The 24,713-nt window shown below is 41.2% G+C and carries 8 protein-coding genes and 1 tRNA gene; 1 reads left to right on the top strand and 8 read right to left on the bottom strand.

Features of this window, described 5'->3' with window-relative positions; genetic code table 11:
* The 7 genes from HMPREF2728_RS04770 to HMPREF2728_RS04740 form a co-directional block, all read right to left on the bottom strand.
* On the bottom strand, positions 1–8,319 hold an 8,319-nt coding region (locus tag HMPREF2728_RS04770; protein WP_075227212.1), incomplete at its 3' end, for an SIALI-17 repeat-containing surface protein.
* Between the two features lie 156 nt (positions 8,320–8,475).
* A complete protein-coding gene (locus HMPREF2728_RS04765; protein ID WP_083280549.1) occupies positions 8,476–15,447 on the bottom strand; it encodes a SpGH101 family endo-alpha-N-acetylgalactosaminidase in 6,972 nt (2,323 codons plus the stop codon).
* Positions 15,448–15,777: 330 nt separating this feature from the next.
* Positions 15,778–18,108, bottom strand: a complete 2,331-nt coding sequence (locus HMPREF2728_RS04760; protein WP_075227211.1) for a DNA translocase FtsK — start codon at positions 18,106–18,108, stop codon at positions 15,778–15,780.
* A 114-nt stretch (positions 18,109–18,222) separates the two neighbouring features.
* Positions 18,223–19,011: a HEAT repeat domain-containing protein gene (locus HMPREF2728_RS04755; RefSeq protein WP_075227210.1), complete on the bottom strand. Its 789-nt coding sequence runs from the start codon at positions 19,009–19,011 to the stop codon at positions 18,223–18,225.
* A gap of 173 nt (positions 19,012–19,184) precedes the next feature.
* Positions 19,185–21,140: a PTS fructose transporter subunit IIABC gene (locus HMPREF2728_RS04750; protein ID WP_075227209.1), complete on the bottom strand. Its 1,956-nt coding sequence runs from the start codon at positions 21,138–21,140 to the stop codon at positions 19,185–19,187.
* Complete coding sequence (gene pfkB, locus HMPREF2728_RS04745; protein ID WP_000640771.1) at positions 21,137–22,048, bottom strand: 1-phosphofructokinase; 912 nt, start codon at positions 22,046–22,048, stop codon at positions 21,137–21,139. Before pfkB ends, HMPREF2728_RS04750 begins: the two co-directional genes overlap by 4 nt.
* The gene (locus HMPREF2728_RS04740; RefSeq protein WP_075227208.1) at positions 22,045–22,785 is read right to left on the bottom strand and encodes a DeoR/GlpR family DNA-binding transcription regulator; all 741 of its coding nucleotides are present in this window, start codon (positions 22,783–22,785) and stop codon (positions 22,045–22,047) included. The genes pfkB and HMPREF2728_RS04740 overlap by 4 nt, the downstream gene beginning before the upstream one ends.
* A 161-nt stretch (positions 22,786–22,946) precedes the next feature.
* Here HMPREF2728_RS04740 and HMPREF2728_RS04735 point away from each other — a divergent pair.
* A tRNA-Ser gene (locus tag HMPREF2728_RS04735) sits at positions 22,947–23,034 on the top strand.
* A gap of 158 nt (positions 23,035–23,192) precedes the next feature.
* Here HMPREF2728_RS04735 and HMPREF2728_RS04730 read toward each other — a convergent pair.
* Entirely contained in the window at positions 23,193–24,527 is a 1,335-nt protein-coding gene (locus HMPREF2728_RS04730) for an Nramp family divalent metal transporter (protein WP_000094598.1), read from the bottom strand.
* Positions 24,528–24,713: the final 186 nt, after the last annotated feature.

Below are 24,713 nucleotides of genomic sequence, written 5' to 3'. Positions count from 1 at the left end.
CTTTCCCATAGCAAACATACCAAGAAGTGCACCTACAACACCAACGGCTGCAAGGCCGGCATTTTCTTTAGTACCTGTCTCTGGGAGCTTGTATGGATGACTTGCAGATGCTTGGTAGGTCTTATCTTGTGACATAGCAAGAGCTACAAGAGACTGCTCATCTGTGTATGCTGGAGTTTCACGTGTAGTTGGAGCTGAACCATTCACACTTCCAGTAAATTCTGGAACTTCGTGAGTAGTTCCTTCTGATCCATTTACGTGACCAGTGAACTCTGGGACTTCATGGACAGCCGCTTCAACACCATTCACACCACCAGTATATTCTGGGACTTCGTGGACAGCTGCTTCTGCTCCATTGACGCCACCTGCGAATTCTGGGACTTCTACTACTGGTGCTGGAATCTTGTCTGCTTCTACCGTAGCTTCAGTATACTCTGGTACTTCATGGATAGCTGCTTCGACACCATTTACGCCGCCTGTGAATTCTGGAACTTCTACTACTGGTGCTGCTTCATCACCTGCTGTGCCAATAGCTTCAGTGTATTCTGGAACTTCATGAACAGCTGCTTCAACACCATTTACGCCACCAGTAAATTCTGGGACTTCTACTACTGGTGCTGCTTCATCACCCTTGCTTGTAGTTAAAGCTGGTTTCTCTGGTTCTTCTGGAAGCTCTTGGTGGAAGGTCGTCATTTCGTAAAACTCAGGTTTGCCACCTTCCCAAACAACTTTGACATCTAACAATGGCGCTTTTTCTCTCACTGCAAATGTTTGGAAGCTTGAGGTAATTGCTCCTAGATCTGTCCAAGCATCTTTTTTATCTTCTTTAAGAGTACGAGCAAGCACACGCGCTTTCACTCCTTGTGGAAGACTTGAAACAAGGCGAATATGGTTTGCGTCTGTTGGTTCTGACAAGTGGTAGACAAGCTCACCTTGTTCTTTCTCAGCCTTGTAGCTTGTCAATACTTTACCATCCACGAGGTTAGTGTAAAGGTTGCCTTGGCTTTCACCACTGTTTCCTTCTACAGTTGGGTCATTGATTGGTTTCACGAATTCGCCATCATTGATCACCAACTCAGTGAATCCTACAAAACGAGCATCATAGTCTGCTGTAAATAGAACACGGAGATAGTTAGCTTTAACTGGGCTTGAAAGTTCACCCTCGATATAGCGATTTCCTGGCATCTTAGAATCATGTGTCCAGCCATCTGTCAAGGAGTCATCACGTGTTTCATTAGCAAGGCCGTCACCAACTGTCACAACATCCGTCCAAGTCTTGCCATCTTGACTGACTTGAATCTTACCATCACGGAGATAGTTTTGAGTGCCGTCTTGGATGTAAGCTCTAATCTTCTTAATATCACGTTCGCTACCAAGTTTCAAGGTAATATGACCGTCTTTACGAGCATAGTCTGAGAACTCTACAAAGTTATTGTAGACACCGTCAAACAACTGATCCAAGTTCTTGATCTTACGAACGTCGTTTCTACCGTATGTTTGGTGGATTCCCATTGATGTAGAATCAAGTGTGGTTGGCTGAACTTCTTTTGTCTGAACAAGTAGAGAAGTTGCTGTCACTGCTTGTTCTTGGTCAGTCTTATTAACCAAACGAACATAACGTACCAAGGACTTATCTGTCACTTGATCAGCTGGATACCATTCTTGAGCATTTGGAGAGTATTCCAAATTGAGAGATGGATTTTCTGTACCAAGTGCTTGAATGCTTTCAGCTTGGTGAAGACGATCAAGTTTCATACCCAAGTAGCTATTAGCTGGAAGCTTAGTTCCGCTTGGAATTTGAAGGTCATAACGGCCTAGGCTGTCATAAACTGGAGTTGACTTCAAGCTCTCAACGTTTGTATCAGTCAATTCGCTATTGCCTGCACGTGTTTCAACTGAGAAGTCAGCGATACGCCACCATAGGTTGATGTTCTTAGTATTGCGAACACGAACGTAGCGAGCTGAAATTGGAGTTTCGATTTCTTTTGTTTGTTCACCAGTCAAGCGATCCAACTCTTGCCATGAGCTACCATCTGCAGAATATTCAAAAACACCTTCTGCCAATTTATCTCCTGATCCTTGAACCAGACGAACCTTGGTCACAGGTTTGACTTCACCCAAGTCAAGTTGTACCCAACCATTGACCGGAGTTGTGTCTGTTCTATCAGCATTTGCAAGCATGGCTTCAGTATTATCACGTCCATCTGTAATCTGTCCAACTGTTGTGTTGTACTTGTACATAAGATTTGGACTGATAGTCACAGTCGCTGACTGTTTAGCACGAGTAACTTCTACAGGGCGGTTAACAGCAATTTCTCTTACCGCAAACCAAGTGTTTCCACGATCTGAAGTTGCAATCATGCGAACAGCTTTAGCGTTGATGTTGAGGTTTTCAAATTTAAGCAGAGGCTCATTACCAGTGTAGCTTGGTTCTGAAAGGGTTACCCACTCATCATTTTCATTGAGATACTCAACCTTAGCGTTGTTGAAGGTATCACGAGGATTTGCTTGAGTTCCCATTGCAAAGGTCAAATTTTGAACTGAAACAGCCTTATTAAATTTCAAGCCAATGTAGTCACCAGTTTGAATGCTATTTGGTGACTTGATAAGGGCATGTGTTCCTAAATCTCCATCAGTCACTTCAGCAAGTCCACCTTCTACACCTGTACGGTTAGTGATAAAGGTACTAATGACTTGGTCAGGATGCAAGGCTTTTTGGACTTCTGTTGCAAGGATTTCACGAAGGCCAAGCAAGAATGGACGGATATGTTGAACACCCAACTCAGCTCTTTCATCATGGTCTACATAGTGGAAGGTATAAGTTTGTGATTGTTCGTAGAGTTTCAAGCCCTTATAGTAACTATCCCAAAGTTTTGCAGAATCGTTCTTTTCGATAGCTTCTGTACCATCAAGAAGAGCACTCAAGGCGTCCATTTGGTCAATAGTATTATCCAACCAGTAGTGGATTTGAGCACGCATCTTTTCATCACCAGATGCTTTATAAAGTTGAGCTGCTGCTTTTAGTTTTGCAAATTCTGCACGCAAGCCTTCACGCTCTGCACCAACATCTTGACCAGCTTTCAACTTAGACATGAAGGCCGCCAATTTCGGTGCAAGTTCAACAGATTCTTCCAACTTCACAACACGACCATCCATGTTTTGGTTGATCATATGTTTACCAAGCTCACGGAAGGCAACTGATGCTTCGCTATCTGTAAACTTACCAGTTTCAACAAAGTTGAAGGCGATGTCATTTACTTTCTTAGCTTCTTCTTCAGACTTCCATTGTTTCCATGCATACTGAGCTGCAGAGAAGAGGGCAATCTTAGAAGGCTCAGATTGTTGCATTGGATTCAGCATGATACCTGAAAGGAGGCTTGGGTCCACATTTGGATGAAGGAATTTCTCACCACCACCCAAAATCAAGTGTTGTTTAGAGTTATCTGTAACAGGCCAGTTTACCCATAGAGAAACTGGTCGGTATGTCTTACCTCCTGCAGTCAAGTTATTCTTAAGGTTAGAGAGGAAGCTTTCAGACACTTCACCCCAAATCTTACCACCAGTAAGGGTCATTGATGCTGAACTTGGAAGATTTTCGTTGAGTGATTTCAACTCATCTTCACGACCATTACCCCAATACTGACCTGGAACGAAAATCATTTCCTTACGAAGGCCAACATAAGTTGCTTGTTTTTCAGTCAACCAATCTGTCATGTCCTTCATCAAGCGGTTGTAGCTATTGTAGCCACCAACTGGACTTGGTGCATCATCGGCTAGAATACCGAACTCACGAACACCGACATCCATCAATTGAGTGAACTTAGCTTTAATGGTTTCCAAATCTTGTTGGTAATCAGCATCGTTGCCAAAACGGATACGGTTGTTCATGAATGGGTGGATGGTCCAAACATAACGAGTCTTGTTTTGGTTTCCGACACGTGCCAATTCACGGATTTCAGCTAATTTTTCTTCTGGATAAAGTTCACGCCATTTCTTGTTGTGGTATGGATCGTCTTTTGGTGCAAAGAAGTATTGAGTCAACTTCAAGTCACCACCATAGCGCATCAATTCAGCACGATCAGCATTGCTCCATGGATTTCCATAGTAACCTTCGATAAAACCACGATTCTTAATTTCAGCGAAGTCTTCAACTGTTACATTACGCAAGACTGGAGCTTCGCTTTCATTAAGCATGTGTTTGAGAGTCGTCAAACCATAGAAGACAGCATCTGTATCCTTACCGACGATAGAGATTGTATTGTTCTTGATTGACAAGGCATAGGCATCAATCTTATCAAAGAGTCCTTGAGAAATTCCAGATACTTCTTTTTCAGCCTGTGAATTTTGACCATGAACACCAAGGTAGATGTTGGTAGCACCTGCCACTGCTGTTTGACTGCTTGTGTAAGAGATTTGATGATCTTGTAGGACACTCTTCAAGCGGTTACGAGTATAGATATCTAATTGATCGCCCATGACAAGATTGACTTGTTTATGGAGTTTAGTAACACCTTCATCGTAAGTTACTTTTTGTGGTGTTGGGAAGACCTTGTACTCTTTCTTGAGATAATCTTGACTTTGAGCTGCTGCAGCAACTGCCTCGTCGCTTGTAGGTTTCGTAGCTACAAAGCTATCAGCAAGTTCAGTTGTCCCATCGCCCATTTCCTCAACTTTAGGTTTTTCTGGAGTTTCAGGTTTTTCTGGTGTCACAGGTTTTTCTGGACTAACTGGTTCTTCTGCTTTGTTAGTAGAAACTGGTTTCAGAAGTTGAATTTCTGCAGCACTACCAAATCCTGCAGCACCTTCTAGAACTTTAAATTCTACCTTATCGGTTTCAATGGCATCAAAGTTAACTGTTTTCTCTTTGGCATTGTTTTCCCAAGTTCCTGAAGTAACTTTAACCATTTGACCATCTTTTTGAGCATAGATTTCGTAAGATGTCACGACTCCGTTACCACCACCTGGACGTGGAAGATAGGTCAAACCATTGACTGTTTCACTTGCTTTCAAGTTCATTGCAACTGTGAATGGGGCTTGATGTCCAGACCATTTTGAATGCCAGAAGGTATTTGGATCATTGTCAAAAGCTTTTTCTACTGGACCTTCTGCATTGGTTCCTGGTAATTCTTGACTAGTTGCAGAAACTGTAAAATGATCATTTGGAATCAAACGTGGATTTACGAATGCTTCATTTGACAACTCAGCACTATGCAAGATACCTTTGAAGCCACCGATTGTTTCAAGTGGTAAGACTAAGCTATTATGAGCCAAACGTGGATTGGCTGGATTTGCAATCCGTTCAACCTTTTCACCGTCCACATAAACTTCTGTTACTTGCGGTTTGGTTACGACAGAAATTTGATAGCGTTTGTTCTTTTCAAGTTTCTTGTTGAATTGGATATGGAATTGTTCAAAAGTATAGGCAAGATAACCATCCTTATCCGCAAGGTAAAGTTGGTTGTTTCCACTTGTTGAGAAGGTTTGTTGGCCATCACCAGTCACAGTCACATCCAATTTCAAGACATGACTTGGTCCAGCATCACCAACTAGGCCTTCGATAGTGCTATCTTTTTCGAAGTTCAAACCTGCTTCAGTTTTCTGTACTTTCTTAGCAAGATAATCTTTGACAGTCTCAGGATTAATCTTGAACAAGTCTTCTTCAGCTACGGTCTTATCTGGATTAGATTGAGGTGCATAAACACTTGCTGGTTGAACACGTTCTGCATAGGTCTTTGCTGCACGATCTGAACCCCAGGTGCGTTCTGCAGTAGACTGCATACTCTTGAAGAAACGTTTAAAGATATCGTAAGAAGTAAGTCCAGTTTCATGGAGGTCAATATTATCATTCCAGACTGCATGACCACCACCAAGGATATTTGGATTAGAGGCTTCTAGGCGTGGTCCTCCACCTGTTGAGAAGTCATTTGGTGTCCAGCGGTTGTATTGAGTTTCATAGTTTGCATAATCCCCATAACCACCTTGACTATTGCTTCCACTTGGAACACTATAGGTTGGAATATCTGTGATATTGATAATCTTAGCACCCTGAGCAATGGCCGCTGCTGGTCGTTGCCAACCAATACTCCAGATATCCACTTCTACATCTTTCCAATCAACAGGTGTAGTTCCTTGTTTGGCAGAGAGTGAACCCCAAATACGCGGTGTTAGGCCTTTACCTTTGATGTACTGGATCATATCATTGACATAGCGACGATAGCTTTCTGGACTTCCATAGTACTCATCTGTACCGATATGAACTGTTGATACACCATGGAGCGGTGCGTCTTCACCATCGAGCAATTTATCATAGACTGATTTAACAAAAGCGAGCGTTTCTTCGTACTTGTTATCTAAGTCCAACATAGCTACACGTTCTACATTGTGTTTTCTCGCACTAAGTTGCCCCTTGTACATCAAGTCTGGACGGACCTTAACAAATGAAAGGGCGTGGCCTGGTGTGTCAATTTCAGGAACAAGGTTGATATGCAAAGCTTTTGCCAACTTGATGATTTCTTGCATTTCTTCCTTGGTGTAGTGCTCTTTTGATGTTAATTTTTCACCATTTTCACCGACAACATCAGTCTCTACACGGAAACCTGTCTTAGCATTTTTAAGAACATAATCCAGTTCCTCTTGAGGAGTAAGATTTTTCCCTGCTAAATGATCTTTTAAGAAGATATAGTTATCATTCAAGTGCAACTGCAAGTCGTTCATCTTGTAGTAGGCCATGTTTAGCATGATATCTACAAGCGTATCATAAGGGATAAACTTACGACCTGTATCTAGCATAAAACCACGATGGCTAAAGCTTGGGAAGTCACGGATTTCTCCATTTTGCAAATCATTTTCGCCCATTTGAAGAAGAGTACGTGTAGCATAAAATGCTCCTGCATTGGTCGCAGCTTCTACGGTGATAACTCCATCTTTAACAGTGATACCATAGCCTTCTTTACCATAACCCTTATCTTCAACCTTTTTAAATTCAATCCGTTTTTGAGCTGTTTGATCACCTGTAGCGATTTCTAGCCCACGACTTTCAAGGTCAGTCTGATAGAATTTAGCTTCTTGACCAAATCCAGAATCGCCAACTGAAATCACGGTATCAGCTGTAATAGAAGTTTTGCCTTCAGTTCCATACCATTGTTGAACTGCTGGAGCAACTGCTGGTTTAGTGCCAACACCTTCGTCTGCATGCAAGCCTTTAATGACTACTTCAAATTCTTTTGTGAAAGTATGAGTATCCTTGACTTGTTGGACCATGACCTTAACAGTTTGATCTGTTAAGGGTTTATAGATTTTGTTATTTAGGTCGACAACCCCCTGTTTGTTGCTACCAATCAAGCTGACTTGACCTGGCAATTTAGGCAAGACAAGTGATTTCCCATCTTCAGCAACAGCTAATTCTGTCACTTGGCGAATATCTGTTGGTTTGCTAGCGTCTGGAATGTTTGAGTAAGCTCGAATTTCTTGAATTCCAACATTTTTCCAGTTCATTGTACCTGCTTGATAATCTGTAATTTCAAGTTTAAGGTATTTGGCTTGGATAGCTTCTTTCAAGTCAATTTTTTCATCAAGAAGAGGATTCCCTGTTCTTTGATAGGCCAACTTCCATTCTTTAACTCCTGATCCATTCACATCATCCTGGCCAGCATAATAGAGGTTCCATGATTTGATATTTGGATCATTTTGTTCACCACGAACGCGGCGGTCCCAATCAATCTCCACATGCTTAATCACTGTTGTCTTTTCAAGAGTAAATTCGATTGTTGGTTTCTCAACGTTTTGGTCAGTAGCCCAGCGAGTGTCAGGTTTTCCGTCAATTGCCTTTTCTGCTGTGTATTGTGTGTTGGCTTCATGGTTTGATGCTGTAGCAGAAGCTTTTTCTAAATGATTGACATCTGATGTATCTACTACGTCTTTAGTCGCAGGAGTTGCAGCTGGTTTCGCCTCAGAAGCTACTTCCTCTTTTGGATTTGTAGCTAGTTTTGAAGCCACTTCTTCCTTAGGAGCAGGAGTTTCAGCTGGTTTTGGAGTAGTTGTTTCAGCTGCAGTTGCTTCAGTTTCTGACGCTGCAGGTTGATCATCTACATTTCCAGCACTCGCTTCTGCTTTTTCAATAGCTGCTGCTATATCTGCTGGCAGTTTATCCAGAGGCTGAGCCTGTGTTATTGTTCCTTCTGTCTCAGCAGTTCCTTCTGTTTCAGCAGCTTGAACCATACCAGCTCCAAAGATACTGGCACCAATCATAACAGAAGCTGCGCCGATTGTAAATTTACGTATACTGTAATGACACCGTTTCTCAAAAAAATGTTTTCCCATTTTTTCCTATTTCCTTTCATACGCTCACAAGTGGTAAGCGCTCTCATTCTCCTCTAGAAAAAGAGAGGACCTAGAGGGTCCTCTCTGGGTTTTCTTTTTCTCCACGACAATGATTGTGGAGTTTAAGCTCTCTTTTAATGAAAACTTTTTTGTATTTTAATCTTCTTTTCTTTTTGCAAGAAATAGAGCAGACACTGCTAGACTGAGACTGGCAAGGAAGAAGAGATGCTCTGACTTGCTAGTACCAGTTTCTGGAAGTTTATCCTTCGCTTCTTGTTTAGCTGCTACTTCCTTCATTTCTGGTTTAGCAGTATCAACTGATTTCTGATCAAGATTTTGTACTGCAGCATCCTGTGGTTTATGATCCAGTTTCTCTGTTGATGGAGTCTGTACTCGACTTCCAGGTTCCTCAGTTAATGGAGTTTGTGGTTTATGTCCTGGCTCTCCTACTGATGGCGTTTGTGGTTTAGAAACTTGTTTATAAACTACGGCAAAATGTCCTAGCTGACTAGTTGTAAACTCAACTGTACCTTGACCATTTGTAAAGCTTACTGCCTCACCTGATGCAGTGTAATATACTCCAGCTACTTCACCAGAAACTGGAAGTCGAACGAGCACTACACCCTTCGCTTGAACTTCATGCTTATCTTTATCAACTAAATGAAGAGCATAAGCATCAAATTTCACACCTTGTAAACTTTGGTCTGTTACTTTTTGAACTTTAATATTAAGATCTGTAGCCAAATCTCTTGCAAGTCCTGCAACTACAACTCCTGTAGTCTTATCTGATAAGACACGAACACCTTCAGTTGGTTTGTCTACTGTAGGTGCAGCTTGGTCACCTGCTGTTCCGATTGCACCTGTATACTCTGGAACTTCGTATACAGCGGCTTCAGCTGCATTCACACCTCCAGTAAATTCTGGAACTTCATGGATAGCTACTTCATTTCCTGCTGTTCCTTCAACTTCACTATACTCTGGAACTTCATGAACGGCGGCTTCAGCTGCGTTCACTCCTCCAGTAAACTCTGGAAGGTCATTGATAGCTGCTTCAGCGCCATTTACACCACCTGTGAATTCTGGAAGGTCAACAACTGGCGCAGCTTCGTCACCCTTGCTTGATGTTGGAGTTTCAGGTTTAGGTTCTGGAGTTGGTTCTGGATCTGGAGTTGGGGTAGGTGTTTGGTCTTTCAACTGGTCGAGATAATCTGCAAAGAATTCAAGCATTCTATTTGTCAAGAGATGATTATCTGTTGCAAATTTCATGCTGGCAACAACACTTGCTACTTCCTCTTGATTGCTCTTATCAGTCAATTTTTGAGCTTTAGCCAAGGCCGCTTCATAGGCTGCTGTATCAAGACCTGTTTCAGCAACTTGCGGACGAGCAAAGATCAATTCTGCAGCTGATTGATATTGGTTTTCTGTATCACCGTAGGTTCTTGTTCCAGTTAGAACAATCTTCTTAGCCTTGATAGTCTTACCAAAGTCAATATCTTTTGGTTTATTATTGTTAGCCCAATTGGTTGCATTGAAGGTATGTTCCTTACCTGTTTCATCCGTTACTACAAGAGTAACATCTCTCAAGTTACCATTTGATCCTGAACCACGTGGAACGTAACGGAAGCCAGTAATTTCAGTTGGTTCCTTCAAGACCATAGTTGCAGGTTTACCAACATCTCCTCCGCTCCATGATGTATGCCATAGACTTGACACGTTGCTATCAAAGGCATTTTCAAGACCTTCACCAGCCTGAGCAGGAGCTGTAAGACTTGAAAAGTCATCTGCTACAAGAGCTGTTTTCTTCATCACTAAAGCGTCTTTAAGAGCATTGACCTTAGCAATTTCAGACTTAGCTTCTTCTACACTGATGTCATCGTCTGCTTGGCTGAGGTTGAAGACTGCTTCTTTCAAAGCATCCATTGTTTCTTTGGTGTAGTTAGTCATGGCTACAGTTGGAAGATAGTTCTTGACAGCATTTTCTGTCATCATCTTACCAGTCAAGACAATCTCTTCGATTTGAAGTCTGTCCATGATGAAGTCATTGTAACCACGGAAGTTAGCATTACCACCAGAATCTCCACGTGTGTTGCTTGCATTGCCTGTAGAGTAGATACCTACCCATGTATCGCCAGTTTCAGCCCCTGTCACGAGGAAGGTTGCTCGTTTCGCTTTTTGAGAATCTGTCCATGTATTTGGCAATTCATGCACTTCCATATTGCTCGTTTGACCAGATTGGAATTCTCCCTTACCGACTACAAAGGCGTAAGTGTTGTCAGAACCAGCTTCATAGTCAAATGTAATACGGTAGGTCTTGCCTGCTTCAAAGCGGAAGTTTTGTGGAATTGTTTGGTAAACCAAGTTACGACGACTTACGAGACCATTTGTCTTGAGTGACCAATTTCCTTCGATAACGTCATCAACTTTCTTGCCGTTCCAATCACGTTGAGTGTATGGACCATGTTTTTCAGACAAGTGAGTACGGTTATCTTCAACACCCTCGATACCACCGATAACAAATGGGAAGATACCTTGACCAACATTTTCAAAGTCTTGTTTGAAGACGCCTGTTGCAGTATCGTGACCGTCCCCGTACATATTTGATTCATTTTCAAAGGTACGAATTTCATCAAAGTAAGTTGCTTCATCGCCTGCTTCACGACTCAAGGTCAAGGTTACATTTGATACATCTGAACCTGTTGTGAAGAAAGCATACATGTTTTGGAAATAACTTGTGTTATCAACTGTTGCATTGCTTCGACGAGTATTGTGAGCATAGGCTTTTACATAGTTGAGGGCGAGTGACTTGTTGGTGTAGTTGGTTACTTCTTTTTCACCAGTATTAACGGTAATACTTGCTTTAGCATTACTACGGTTGTCTACACCGACATAGACTGCATATTTAGTATTTGGCTTCAAGCCAGTCAATTTTTGAGTGAGACTAACTTTTTCTTTGTTGCCTTGGATGCGGAGCATTTGGTTTGCACCTTGAGACTTCACGATTTCAGCCTTAGAAGCATCTCCCGAAATCTTCCAATGATCCAAAGATTCACTGTTAAATCCTTGGTCATAGATATGCATTCCTTCACTCCATGACATTTCAGGATTTGTTTGTTTAGAACGATAGAGAACATATGGCTGATTTGCAGTGAGGTCAAGGGTAATCTTACCATCTTTCACGGCAACTTCTTTTTCCTCAGTTTTACCTTGGTCAGTTAGTTTATAAAGGTAAACCTTACCATTTGCCCAGTCGCTAGGAAGTGTCCAAGTTGTTGCACCTGCTTCAGTATTGAAGTAGTACATTTTTTCCTTGTCACTTTCAAGCTTATTACCATTTGCATCCCAGTTCCAAGGTGTCAAGTAGGCTGAACCATCTTGAATCACACGATCGTTAAGCGTAACAATTCGTTCACGATATTGTGGACTGTTGACATCATTAGATTTACGAGTTACAACAACCTTGTTATTTGCAGCATCGACTAACTCGACTTTCATTTCTGGAGTCCATTTATAGGTACTACCATTGTCAGTCATGGTTACTGGTTTGCCATCTTCCCATTTGCTGACTGTGAAGTGTTGGAAGTACTTAGTCATAACGTCATGAGCAAACAAGTTTGTTACATAACCGTTATAGTCACTTCGTCCTTGCCATCCTTCAAAGTCCTTCATGCTATAACCGCCTAGAAGTGGGTAGTCAGCTGCACCACCATAACTTCTGTAGTCACCAACCCAAGAATCTTTTTGGTGGTTACGGATAAAGCGAGTGATGGCACTGTTAATACCTTTATTTGTATAGCCACCGTAGGTCAAGTCAGCTGCCCAGTGTTGGAAGGTAGAATCATATTCACCACCATGGCCCCACTCAATAGCAAAGCGCCAACCTTGTTTGTTAATTTCTTTCGCAATAACGTGAGTTGCCCAGGCACCGTTGTCACCTGATTGACCGTTACCCCATACGTCGACATAGATGAAGTCTAGACCTTCACCCAATTCCTTCTTCAACTCTTCCCAACGAGCTAAACGCCCATGAGCGAGGTCATAACCAGCATCAATATTGATACCTTGGTCAAGCCAGTTCCAACCGTAGCTATAGCTACCATCTGCATTTTTACGAAGAATATCTTCATTAAAGTATTTAGACTCTGGATAGGTTTCTGAAGCGTTGACGTGGATACCGAGATGGGCACCATATTTCTTAGCTTTCTCAATAAGAGTCTTAAAGTCTTCAACACCACCGATACGTTTACCGATATCCGCGTAGTTCAAGTGTCCAGAGTCATGTCCTTCACTTCCGTATCCCTTAAGAAGTACACCTTGACCAAGACCATCGGTGTGGAGGTTGATCTTCTTGATACCATCCAAGGTCATGAGGAATGGGTTTTGCGCTTGTGAACCAAAGTTCATAGCGATACGGTAAGCTGTAATGTCTTTAACTTTTTCCCAACCTTGAGGGTTGTTCATGATGCTACGGTAAGCAATGGCACCATCTTGCCAGTCAACCTTATGGTCAGCATTGGCATCTTCAGTGATGACAACTTTTGCACTTGGAAGTTCTTGAGTGTATGCTGGGAAAACAACTCCATTGTGGGCTTTTTCCCATTGCCATTCAGAGCTATGAATTTCCACATAGTTGGCATTGCCAATCGTATTCTTGTAAGCTGTCAAACGTGTCCAGTCGTAAGAACCACCACCATAGCTATTTTGTGAGTTGCTCCATACACCTGCAGCGAGTTTATCTGTTGAAACAAATCCGTACATGTAGCCTTTGGCTAATTCTTTCATTGGATTTGTTACTTCGATATGGTCATCACCACTGACGTGAGTGTTGTTTGACATGGTTGCCCCATCAAACTTAGCTCCTGCTTGCTCGCTAGAAACAGATACCAAGGCATTTCCTAGGAAGCTGATGGAAGAAAGTAATTTACGTTCGTCATCAATCTTTTGTCCTGGTGTCACTTGGTTATGGTTGACAATCTTAGTCACATCAAAGTGAAGTTGGTTGTCCACTACTTGCAAACGAACGGTCATATCTGCATTGATGAGGTTTTTCTCATCACGGAGTTTCATGTCATACTCGGCAGTCGTTGCGTTGACCTTTTTATAGGTAACTTCAGGAGTCACAGCGTGCTTGTTAATCACCACTTGATTAATTGGTTGCACTTGACCTGGAAGTTTATTGCCATTAAGGACATATTCTTTAATACGTGGGAAGGCTTGGTCGATGACTGCTTTTAAGACTGTAGATTCGATAGTATCGTACTTGACATTGCTATCATCCACTGTATTTCCCTTTTCTTTTTCAGCGGCTTCTTGATTGTTTTTCACACCTTCTTGGTCATCAGTTTTGACATTGACAATTGTTCGTTCGCTACTGTTATAAGTTCCAGCTTTAAGAACAATTTTCTTCTCATCTTTGAGTTTGTCATTTACTGCAGATGGCAAGGTCACTGTGTCAAAGAGTTTGACATCATTGTTAGTTGCATTGAGTTGTCCATCTGATTTAAGGCTGACCGTCAAGTGGTTAACAGAACCATTTACCGGTGCTGCAACACGTCCACCTTGGTACCAAAGTCCACTGCCATTTGACTTGTATTCCCAGAACCATCCGCCTTGGTCATAACCTACAAAAACGTTGTTATCAGTGTCTTTGAATTTCATGAAGACACCAAAGCGAGATTTACCTGTTTCAGATTCTTCTTTAAAGGTCAAATCAACTGTGGCATTCCCATTAGCATCGACTGTCAAACCATCTTTTTCAAACAAGGCTGGTTTCTTACCATTGTCATTTTGAGCAGTTGAAGCTAGTTGGTTGTAACGAACTCCATTTTCTTCACGGATCGTTACAGTTCCCTGTTGGTCTTTATTCTCAACCGTTTTCCATTCTGGAGTAACTTCTTTTGATTCAGCCGGTTTAGTTTCAGCTGGCTTGTTTTCAGCTGGTTTATTTTCTGCTGGTTTATTCTCAGCTGGTTTTTCTTCTTTCGGCTTATCTTCTTTTGGTTTATCGTCCTTGTCCTCAACTTGTTTATCAAGTGCATCTAGACCTGCTGGTTTTGTTGTTTCAATGCCCTTGATATAGTTTTGAATCCATTCCAGCTGAGCAGGTGAGAAGAGAATACCTCCACTACGTTTACCAGATACACCATTTTGGTGAATACCAATCAATTTCCCATTTTCATCGAAAATACCGCCACCACTAGCACCTGGTTCACTTCCTTGATAGCTAATTCCACGAACACCTTCTCCGTGATTATTAATGTCCTCAACAGTCGTATTCAGAATCGGATCAAGTTCGCCTTTTGGATAGCCAAATACATGGACCTTATCTCCTACCTTAGTTGTAGCAGGCTTGTCAGTCACTTCAACAGGTGCATTTGCAAGAGGTGTACGAAGCTTAACGATTGCCAAGTCATTTTTATATCCTTTGAGGAATCCTTCACGATCCCAGTGTTTTACATCATTTTTACTGAATTTGACGTCTGGAGCGCCTTGGTAAGAAATTGTATAAACATCGTCATCACTTTCAACATTATCAGCGACCTTACGATTATTGCCATCTGGAACATCCTTGATAAAGTTATGAGAAACAGACAAAACGAGATTTTCCCCGATAACGATACCACTACCGAGCCCAGCAGAGCTTTTAATTTCGACAGTCGCACCGTAGTTTAATTCTCCATTTTTTGTTTTAGCTACTTCTTCTGGAACTAAGCTTTTATCTTCTTTTTCTAGTTCTTCTTTTGAGGCAGTGCGGCCATTTTCTTCAGCCTTATCAAGTTTTCCACGTAGTTCTTCAGGAAGAGTATCTGAAGCTGCTGAGCTTGTTGCAGTTGCAGTTTCTTTTTCTTTTGCCAGCAATTCTCCTTCAGTCTTTGGTCCTTCAGTTACTTCAGGAGAACCCTGATCTTCACCAGGTTTTGGTGCTTCAAAGTCATGCCCATCATCCTCTTTAGCATTGGCAAGAGCTGCCGCCAAATCAGCTGGCATATTCGCTGTTGAACCTGTTTGTGCAGAATCTGCGAGAACAGTGCTAGTTCCAAAGAAAGCTGCACCAATCATAACAGAAGCAACCCCTAATGAAAATTTCCGAATACTATATTTGCAACGTTTTTCAAATAATCCTTTATCCATCGGTTTTTTTGTTCCTTTCAGTTTATCAAGTAAGCGTTTGCATTTTGTTTTAAAAAAATATCCTCCTCAATTTTTAAACACTTCTGAATAAACATATAATTTTTTCTATACCAACTTAATATATCAAAAACAGTTTAAAAAATCAATAGTTTAATAGGTAAAACTAGTAAAAGTAAAATCCAATTAGTTGGCAAGTCTGAAACGATTTTCAGATGGCCTTATTTCTAAAGAAATCGCTATAAAAAAGGAAACTCTATCTAAAAAGTTAGACCAATTTTGACTAACTTTTTAATAAAGTTTCCATGCATTTTTATACTATTTTTACGTTTTTTATTGTTGTAAAACCTTTCGCGGCTTCGTTCCTTCTGCAGGTCCGATAACTCCAGCTATCTCTAATTCTTCCATCAAGCGAGTTGCTCGGTTAAAACCAACTGATAATCTACGTTGAATCATGGATGCGCTCGCTTTTTGAGTTTCAATGACCAGAGCCTTAGCTTCTTCAAAGAGCGGATCTCCACTTTCATCTCCTGTGCCAGACTCACCTTCTGTCTCAGAAACCTCTCCGGGATCAAAGCTTTCATCATAATCAGCATCTGCTTGAGCTTTGATAAAGCTAACAATACGCTCCACATCATCATCCGAGATAAAAGAACCTTGCAGACGAACAGGATGGTTTTCATCGATTGGCTTGAAGAGCATGTCCCCTCGACCAAGCAATTTCTCAGCACCATTTTCATCTAAGATAGTTCGCGAATCCGTTCCAGAAGATACAGCAAAGGCTACACGTGACGGTACATTGGCCTTAATCAAACCAGAGATAACATCAACCGACGGACGCTGCGTTGCAAGAATCATATGAATACCAGCTGCACGCGCCTTCTGTCCAAGACGGATAATAGCATCTTCTACTTCCTTGCTGGCTACCATCATGAGGTCAGCTAACTCATCGACAATCACGACAATCAAAGGAAGAGGTACTTGTTTATACTCAGATTGAGCGTTGAATTCCTCTACCTTAGCATTGAAACCAGCAATATTACGAACGCCAATTTTGGCAAAGAGTTCATAGCGATTTTCCATCTCATCCACGACTTTTTGAAGGGCCTTGCTGGCCTTACGAGGATTCGTCACAACTGGAATCAAGAGGTGAGGAATATCATTATAGACTGACAGCTCAACCATCTTCGGATCCACCATCATAAACTTGACTTGGTCTGGACGCGCCTTCATGAGAATACTTGCAATGATACCATTGACTGCAACAGATTTACCAGAACCTGTCGAACCAGCCACAAGTAAGTGAGGCATTTTAGCAAGGTCGAAACTGCGAGCTGTACCATTGACAGCTTTCCCAAGGGGAATTTCTAGCAGATTTTCAGGTTTAGTTTGCGATTGTTCCCAGAGTTCTCGGAAAGATACGGTCGCAATTTCAGAGTTAGGCACTTCAATCCCGACTAAGGATTTCCCAGGAATTGGAGCTTCGATACGGACATCTTTCGCAGCCAAGGCCAGAGCCAAATCATCTGCTAGATTGGAAATACGATTGACCCGCACACCAACGGCTGGCTTGACTTCGTACTTGGTAACTGATGGACCAATCTCAGCACGTTCAACCGTTACCTTAATACCGAAACTTGCAAAGGTTTCTTCCAAAATCTTGATATTTTCGCGAACGATTTTCTTTTCCTTGGACTGGTCTTTTGGCTTATCGGGTGCAAAAAGTTGCAAGCTTGGAAGTTTGTACTCTAAAGCTTTTTTAGCAGAAAAATCTACCTCAACATCCTCATCCTCTAAGAACTCATCTTCCTCTGGAATGTCAACTTCGCTAGGAACTTCATAGTCTGCTTGAGGGAGAATAATTTCAGGTTCTACCCATTCTTCCTCTGGAAGGGGTGGTAAATCATCAAAGTGAACAGGGGGAGCTTCTAAAATCTCGCCAGTTTCCATATCAACAGGAGATATATCCAACAAGGCTTGCTCTGCCTGTTCTTTTTCTAGTCTTTCCTGTTCCTCTGCTTCCTTACGAGCTTTTTCTTCTTCTCGTTTGATGAAACGTTCTTGTTTTTTCTGCTCACGTCGCTCCATCCAAAGGGCAAAACGTGCTCCAAGAAAATCAGCGACATCATAGACAGACCAGGGGCTAACTAAAAGAGCACCGATTAAGATTAAGATAGCTCCGATAAAGTAAGTACCAATATTTGAAAAGAGAAAGGCGACTGGAATATAAAGGGCAACACCTAGAAGCCCTCCCCCAGCAAAGCTAGTCACACGAAAGCCTGTCAAATCTGTCAAAACTTGGGCTAAAGTCCCCTTTAAGACAGATTGCTCGATGCCATATTGCCATACAAGATAAGCTTCAAAAATCAACAATAAGCCTGAAAAAATGCAAAGAAAACCTGAGATCAGACCTTCTTGCTTCCGAATCCATTTGAAGAAAAAAAGATAGACTAGAACGACAAAAATGACCAGATAGGCCAGACTTCCTACTAATAGACGAATGAGATTATAGAGGGTGAGTCCAACTGCTCCTAATCTCAAAGCAGCGAACATTAAGCAAAAAGCTATGACCAGGGAAATTAACATTCGTTGGATAGCTTGCTTTCTTTCTAATTCAGCTTTTGACGGTCTCCGTCTTGTTTTACTTGTATTTTTGTTTGCCATGCTTCTATTATACCATATTTCAGAAACATCTAGAACAATCAAAAAAATGACTGCCCACTTTCGTGTTCAGTCATTTGAATCTATTTACGATTATTTTTCAACAACCTTGTCTCACTATTTCTTTAAAAATCTAATTGCTGATTTTCTTGCTTTCTCAATCTTTTCGATTTCCAACTTCTCTACAGCAGATGTAGGGATCCATTTTTTCCCAAACAATACCTGGGCTGCTTCTACAATCAGAGCGCAAGCCTGTAAGTCCTTTTCTTCTGTAATTGCTTCACAAAACAAATCCTTCGTTTTCTCCATCAAGACTTCTTTTTCAACTTGATGAAAAGATAATTGCATCAAACTACTGGCAGACCAGGCACGACAAAGTGCATCTTTGTCAGTCCAGAGATGTTGTCCTAAGATTTCTATCTCACTTATTGAACCAATCCAACCTAGGGCAATGATTAACTTTCTACGATTCGAAGCTTCTGAACTAGGTAAAAGAGAGATTAGAACAGGAAGTACTTGCTTGCAAGAAGATGCATAAAAATCTCTATGTCTTACTTTGGAAAGGATTTTCGCTAGAAGATATACAATCAAAACGCGTTGACTCTCTGCTTTCTCTTGATCGAGAAGTTCCAACAGATAGTCTATTCCCTCCTGCCCATGCTGGTCAAAACTCGCTTCAAAATTCAGGTCAGTTTCTTCCTCCCAATCTTTGCAAATGAGCTCAAAATGAAAGGCAATTTCCGGACTCCTACCTAAATCAGCTATAAAATGAATTCGTTCAGAATCATGAAAATTCTCCTCCAGCAAGCTGGCATAGGTCTCTTGTAACTCTTCTTTTGCAAGATTTTGGTGAGAGATCTTTGCTTTCTTTAGTTTGTCGATTCCTTCTTTTCTAGAATCACTCATGACACTTATCTCCTCTAAGGTATTTGTAGAACTTTAGCATTCTATCATTTGGATGAAGAAAAATTCTCTAATATTTACTTCTATTATATCACTTTAAAGATCGGTCTCCCTAACTTCATTATTAAAAAAATGACTGTCCACTTTCGTGTTCAGTCATTTGAATCTATTTGTAATTATTTTTCTAATGGTTTACGAAGGTAACCATAAACTACACCACTAACAAGTGCTCCTACCAAGACAAAGACAAGGTAAAGAAGGGCATTTGTTGTAAGGGCGATAACGAAGATTCCTCCGTGAGGAGCCATGAGTTTGATATTTGCAAGACCGACAAGTCCTCCTGCTACTGCTGAACCAAGGATAAAGCTTGGGATAGCACGAGCTGGATCAGCTGCACCGAACGGAATCGCACCTTCAGTGATGAATGACAAGCCCATAACAATGTTAGTCAAACCTGAGTTACGTTCTTCTTTGGTGAATTTATCTTTGAAAAGAAGAGTTGCGACAAAGATTGCAAGTGGTGGAACCATTCCTCCAGCCATAACTGCTGCCATGGCTACTGAACCACCTGTTGACACTGTTGCTGCAAGAGTACCTGTACCAAAGACATAAGCTGCTTTATTGACAGGTCCACCCATATCGACAGCCATCATTCCTCCAAGAACGATACCAAGAAGGACAGCCGAACCACCTCCAAGACCTGCGAGGAAGTCATTCATAGCAGTGTTGATTGCAGCCATAGGGAGGTTCACAGCCAGCATAACAAATCCTGTCAATATTGTTCCAAAAAGTGGCAAGAGAAGGATTGATTTAGCACCTTCAAGTGAGCGAGGAACCTTCACGTATTTCTTAACCAAAAGTACCAAGGCACCAGCGATAAATCCACCAACAAGGGCTCCTAGAAAACCTGATGATACACCTGCAAGAGCTGAAGTTGCTTCACCACCTTGAGCGTAAGGGATTTTACCAAAGGCAAAACCTTCTTTGGCAATAGCTCCAGCTACGAAACCTGCTACCAAACCTGGTTTTTCAGCGATTGAGTAAGCAACATATCCTGCAAATACTGGAAGCATCAAACCAAAGGCCGCACCACCGATTTTCATGAACATAGAAGCGAGTTCATGGTATGATCCAAGATTTCCGAGGCTATCGTTTGGTACACCCATTGCACCATCAATCAAGAAGGCAAGGGCAATCATGATACCACCACCGATAACGAATGGCAACATTTGTGATACACCACTCATCAAGTGTTTATAGAAAGCACCACCGAGACTTTGTTTTTCGTTAGATGCCGTTGAAGCTTGTGCTCCATTAGCAGCACGATATACTTCAGCATTACCAGAAAGAGCCAAGTTGATCAACTCTTCTGTCTTACGGATACCGTCTGCTACTGGACGATTCACCAATGGTTTGCCATCAAAACGATCCATTTCAACTGCTTTATCTGCAGCGATGATAACAGCTTTGGCATTGCGGATATCTTCTGCTGTCAATTTGTTGCCAACACCGCTAGCACCATTGGTTTCAACCTTGATACCGACACCCATTTCCGCGGCCACTTTTTGAAGAGCTTCTTGTGCCATGTATGTGTGGGCAATTCCGGTTGTACAAGCAGTTACAGCAACAATAAAGTCACCAGATTCATTCGCAGGAGCTTGTACTGGTTCTTGAGCTTTTTCTGAAGCTTGGTTAAAGAGGTCAATAACTTGATCAGCTGATGTTACTTGACGAAGTTTGTCAGCAAAGCCGTCTTTCATCAAGTATTGAGACAATTCTGCCAAGGCAGCCAAGTGAGTATCATTGGCACCTTCTGGAGCCGCAATCATAAAGAAGAGGTCAGTTGGTTGTCCATCTAAACTTTCGTAGTCAACACCCTTGTTTGACTTAGCAAATAGAACAGTTGCTTCCTTTACAGCAGCATTTTTACTGTGTGGCATTGCAATACCATCACCCAAACCTGTAGAAGTCAAAGCTTCACGCGCTAAGATTCCTTCTTTAAAAGTTTCAAAATCTGACACATATCCGTGCTCTACCAAGCTATGAATCATTTCTTCGATAGCTGCTGTTTTTTCAGTTGCTTGCAAATCAAGCAACATGACATCTTTTCTCAATAAATCCTGAATTTTCATCTTTTTTCTACCTCAACTTTTTCATAAGTTTCTTTAATAAATGCTGCAGTTGCCAAGTCATCAGAGAAGGTAGTTGCTGTTCCACAAGCCACACCCCATTTGAAGGCTTCTACTGCGTCTTTTGATTTAACAAATTCACCAGTAAATCCAGCAACCATAGAGTCACCAGCCCCAACTGAGTTTTTCACTGTTCCCTTGATCGGTTTAGCAAAGTAGGCTCCATCTGATGTTACCAGAAGGGCTCCATCTCCAGCCATAGAGATAATAACGTTTTGAGCACCTTTAGCCAACAATTCTCGAGCGTATTTTTCAATCTCATCTAAACTTTCGAGCTTGACTCCAAAGATAGCTCCAAGTTCATGATTGTTTGGTTTGACCAAAAGTGGTTGATAATCCAAACTATCAATCAAGGTCTGACCTTCAAAGTCACAGACCACTTGAGCACCCGTTTGACGAGTCAAGGCAATCAAATCCTTATAGATGACATTGCCTAAGTTTTTAGCACTTGAACCAGCAAATACCACTGTATCTTCTGCTGTTAGACTTGAAAGAATAGCTTTTAATTCTTCAAGTTGTTCTGGCTCAACAGTAGGACCAGTTCCGTTGATTTCAGTTTCTTGATCCGCTTTAATCTTGACGTTGATACGCGTATCTTCTGCCACTTGGACAAATCGTGTTTCAATTTGCTCTTCAGCTAAAGTATCTGTGATAAATTTACCAGTAAAACCTCCGATAAATCCAGTCGCTGTATTTGGAATATCCAAGCGTTTCAAGACACGGCTAACATTGATTCCCTTACCACCAGCAAACTTATCATCACTATCCATACGATTAACACTACCAACTTCCACTTTATCCAGACGAACAATGTAGTCAATAGATGGATTTAGCGTGACTGTATAAATCATACTTCGATAACCTCCGTTTTTTCTTTGATAGCTGGCAAGAGTTCGTGACCCTTGCTTGTAATGACAATAGCTCTTTTTATAGGCGCAACCTTAGCGAAACAAGACTGACCTATCTTGGATGAATCCGCCAAAACATAAGTTTGTTTGGCATTTTCTAAGATAGCTCGCTTAACAGCTCCCTCCTCCATATCTGGAGTTGTATAATAACCTTCATCTACACCGTTCATTCCGATAAAGGCACGATTAAAGTGTAATTGGTTAATCTGATTAAGCGCGACACCACCGATGCTGGCATCAGTCGTCATCTTAACCCCACCACCGATAATCACAGTTGGAATTTGCTTATCCACTAATTGTACTGCATGGTGAATGGAGTTAGTCACAACAGTAATGTCTTTTCGCTCCAATTCCTTAATGAGAAAGGCTGTTGTACTTCCTGCATCCACAAAGATAACATCTTTTTCTTTGATGAGGGAAGCTGCTTTTTGCGCAATCAATTTTTTCTCTTGAAGGTTTTTGACAGATTTCTCTTGAATGGTTTCTTCTTCTTGCAAGGAGTGAGGCAACTCTGCTCCTCCATGAACTCGGCGAAGTTTATTTTCCGATTCCAATTCATCTAAATCTCGTCTAACTGTTGATTCTGAAGTATCTAGCAAGCCTACTAATTTCTCTAAAGTAACGACTTTATGTTTACCCAGCTCCTCTAAAATCAACTTTTTTCTCTCAGTTTTTAGCACTTACTCACCTCCTGTTAACGATTACAATAATCATTCTATCACAAAAAATAGCAAAGTCAAGCACATTTTGTCATTTTCTTTCATTTTCTATCATTTTGCCAATTGTTTGAATTTTATTTGCAAGATACTTGCCTTTATGTTAAACTATCTTAGTAAGTATTGGAAGATTACTCAAGAGGCTTAAGAGGCCGTGTTGGAAACGCGGTAGGCGTGTGAAAGCGTGCGTGGGTTCGAATCCCATGTCTTCCGTTGCTATAGTGTAGCTGCATCTTCATGCAGCTTTTTATAATGGATTTTTCATCTAAGATGAGAATTCCAAAAAAACACCCAAGAATTGAATCTTGGGTGTTTTTTTCTTCAATTTTAATTATCAAAATGATATTTTTTCTACTTCATGTTAAAAGGTCTTAAAAAATATCAAATAGCAATTTCACATTGAGAACAGTTAAGATAATGGAAACAATATAACCAAGGATAGTATTCCATTTGGCATTGGTAAATTCTCCCATCAGTGATTTCTTAGAAGTTAGATAAATCAGTGGGAAGATTGAAAATGGAAGAGCAATCGAAAGAAAGACTTGTGAATAAACCAATAACTGATCCAATGTTTTTTCCTGATGACCAAACAGAACCGCTACAATCATGACAGGCAACAAGGCAAAGAGACGAGTTGCCAAACGAATGAACCATTGAGGTAATCTCATATGCAAGAAACCTTCCATAACGATTTGTCCAGTCAAGGTACCCGTAATTGTCGAATTTTGACCACTGGCTAATAAAGCCAAGGCAAACAAGGTTGATAAGGTCGAGCTAGCTATAGCTCCTGCAATAGTAGAATCCTGCAAGGCATTATACATTTGAGAGAAGGCAGAAATCTCAGATGCATGGCCGAAAAAGAGAGCCGCCCCGAGAATTAATAGAAGGGAGTTAACCACAAAGGCCAAGGATAATTGGAGATTTGAATCCCAGGTCATAAAGCGCACGGCTTTTCGAACATCATTCTTGTCCTTGTGATTGATTTTCCGAGTTTGAGACAAGGAAGAATGCAAATAGAGGTTATGGGGCATCACTGTCGCACCCACGATACCTAACGCCAAGGTTAATTGACTTTCATGCCCTGGCAAAGGACTTTCAAATAAGGTTGCATTCGGTAGATAACCCTCAACGATTCCTTGGAAGCTTGGATGTGACAAAGCTACCAGATAAGTAAAGATTGCTAAAATCGTTAAAATCAGTGTTGTCACAATAGCTTCAATCTTCTTAAAGCCAAATTTCATCAAAAGCAATAAGAGAAAGACATCTAGAACCGTCAAAAGGATGGCTATCATAATCGGAATCTTAAAGAGAAGATTGAGAGCAATCGCTGAACCTAGAACTTCTGCCAGATCTGTCGCCATCAAGGCTAATTCTAAAATCACCCATAGACTATAACGAAGCCATTTAGGTGAATGATGAGCCGTTGCTTGAGCCAGGTCCATCTGGGTTACAATACCAAGCTTTCCTGCCATCTGCTGAAGTTGCATGGCAATGAGAGATGAAATCAAGATAACAAACAAGAGACTATACTTATAGGAAGCACCACCGACTACACTGGTAATCCAGTTTCCTGGATCCATATAACCAACTGCGACAAGAGCACCCGGACCTAAAAAGGCCTTTAAATTTTGCCAGAAATGATTGTTATTTGGAGTATCGATAGATTGATTAATCTCAGAGAGTGACACTTTTTTATGAGAAGACATAGATACTTACCTCTTTCTAAACCTACTTTTTCATTATTTTCTATTAGAGAAAAATAAGATTGACTTTAAACTATTAAAACAATGAAAACTATATGAAAAACATTTAGTTTTTTCATTATTTTTCTTAAGTCACCTTAATATTTTTCTTAAGGCACCTTAATTATAACACAAAAAATGAAAACTATA

It is taken from the genome of Streptococcus sp. HMSC061D10 (genome assembly GCF_001808865.1).
Lineage (GTDB): Bacteria > Bacillota > Bacilli > Lactobacillales > Streptococcaceae > Streptococcus.
Note: the sequence above shows the minus strand (reverse complement) of the source record. Positions and strands in the feature narration are given on the sequence as shown.

Excerpts from the sequence above, each read along its gene's own strand:
- HMPREF2728_RS04760 (WP_075227211.1), bottom strand. The coding sequence starts at position 18,108 with ATGGCAAACAAAAATACAAGTAAAACAAGACGGAGACCGTCAAAAGCT.
- pfkB (WP_000640771.1), bottom strand. The coding sequence starts at position 22,048 with ATGATTTATACAGTCACGCTAAATCCATCTATTGACTACATTGTTCGT.
- HMPREF2728_RS04755 (WP_075227210.1), bottom strand. The coding sequence starts at position 19,011 with ATGAGTGATTCTAGAAAAGAAGGAATCGACAAACTAAAGAAAGCAAAG.
- HMPREF2728_RS04765 (WP_083280549.1), bottom strand. The coding sequence starts at position 15,447 with ATGGATAAAGGATTATTTGAAAAACGTTGCAAATATAGTATTCGGAAA.
- HMPREF2728_RS04730 (WP_000094598.1), bottom strand. The coding sequence starts at position 24,527 with ATGTCTTCTCATAAAAAAGTGTCACTCTCTGAGATTAATCAATCTATC.
- HMPREF2728_RS04750 (WP_075227209.1), bottom strand. The coding sequence starts at position 21,140 with ATGAAAATTCAGGATTTATTGAGAAAAGATGTCATGTTGCTTGATTTG.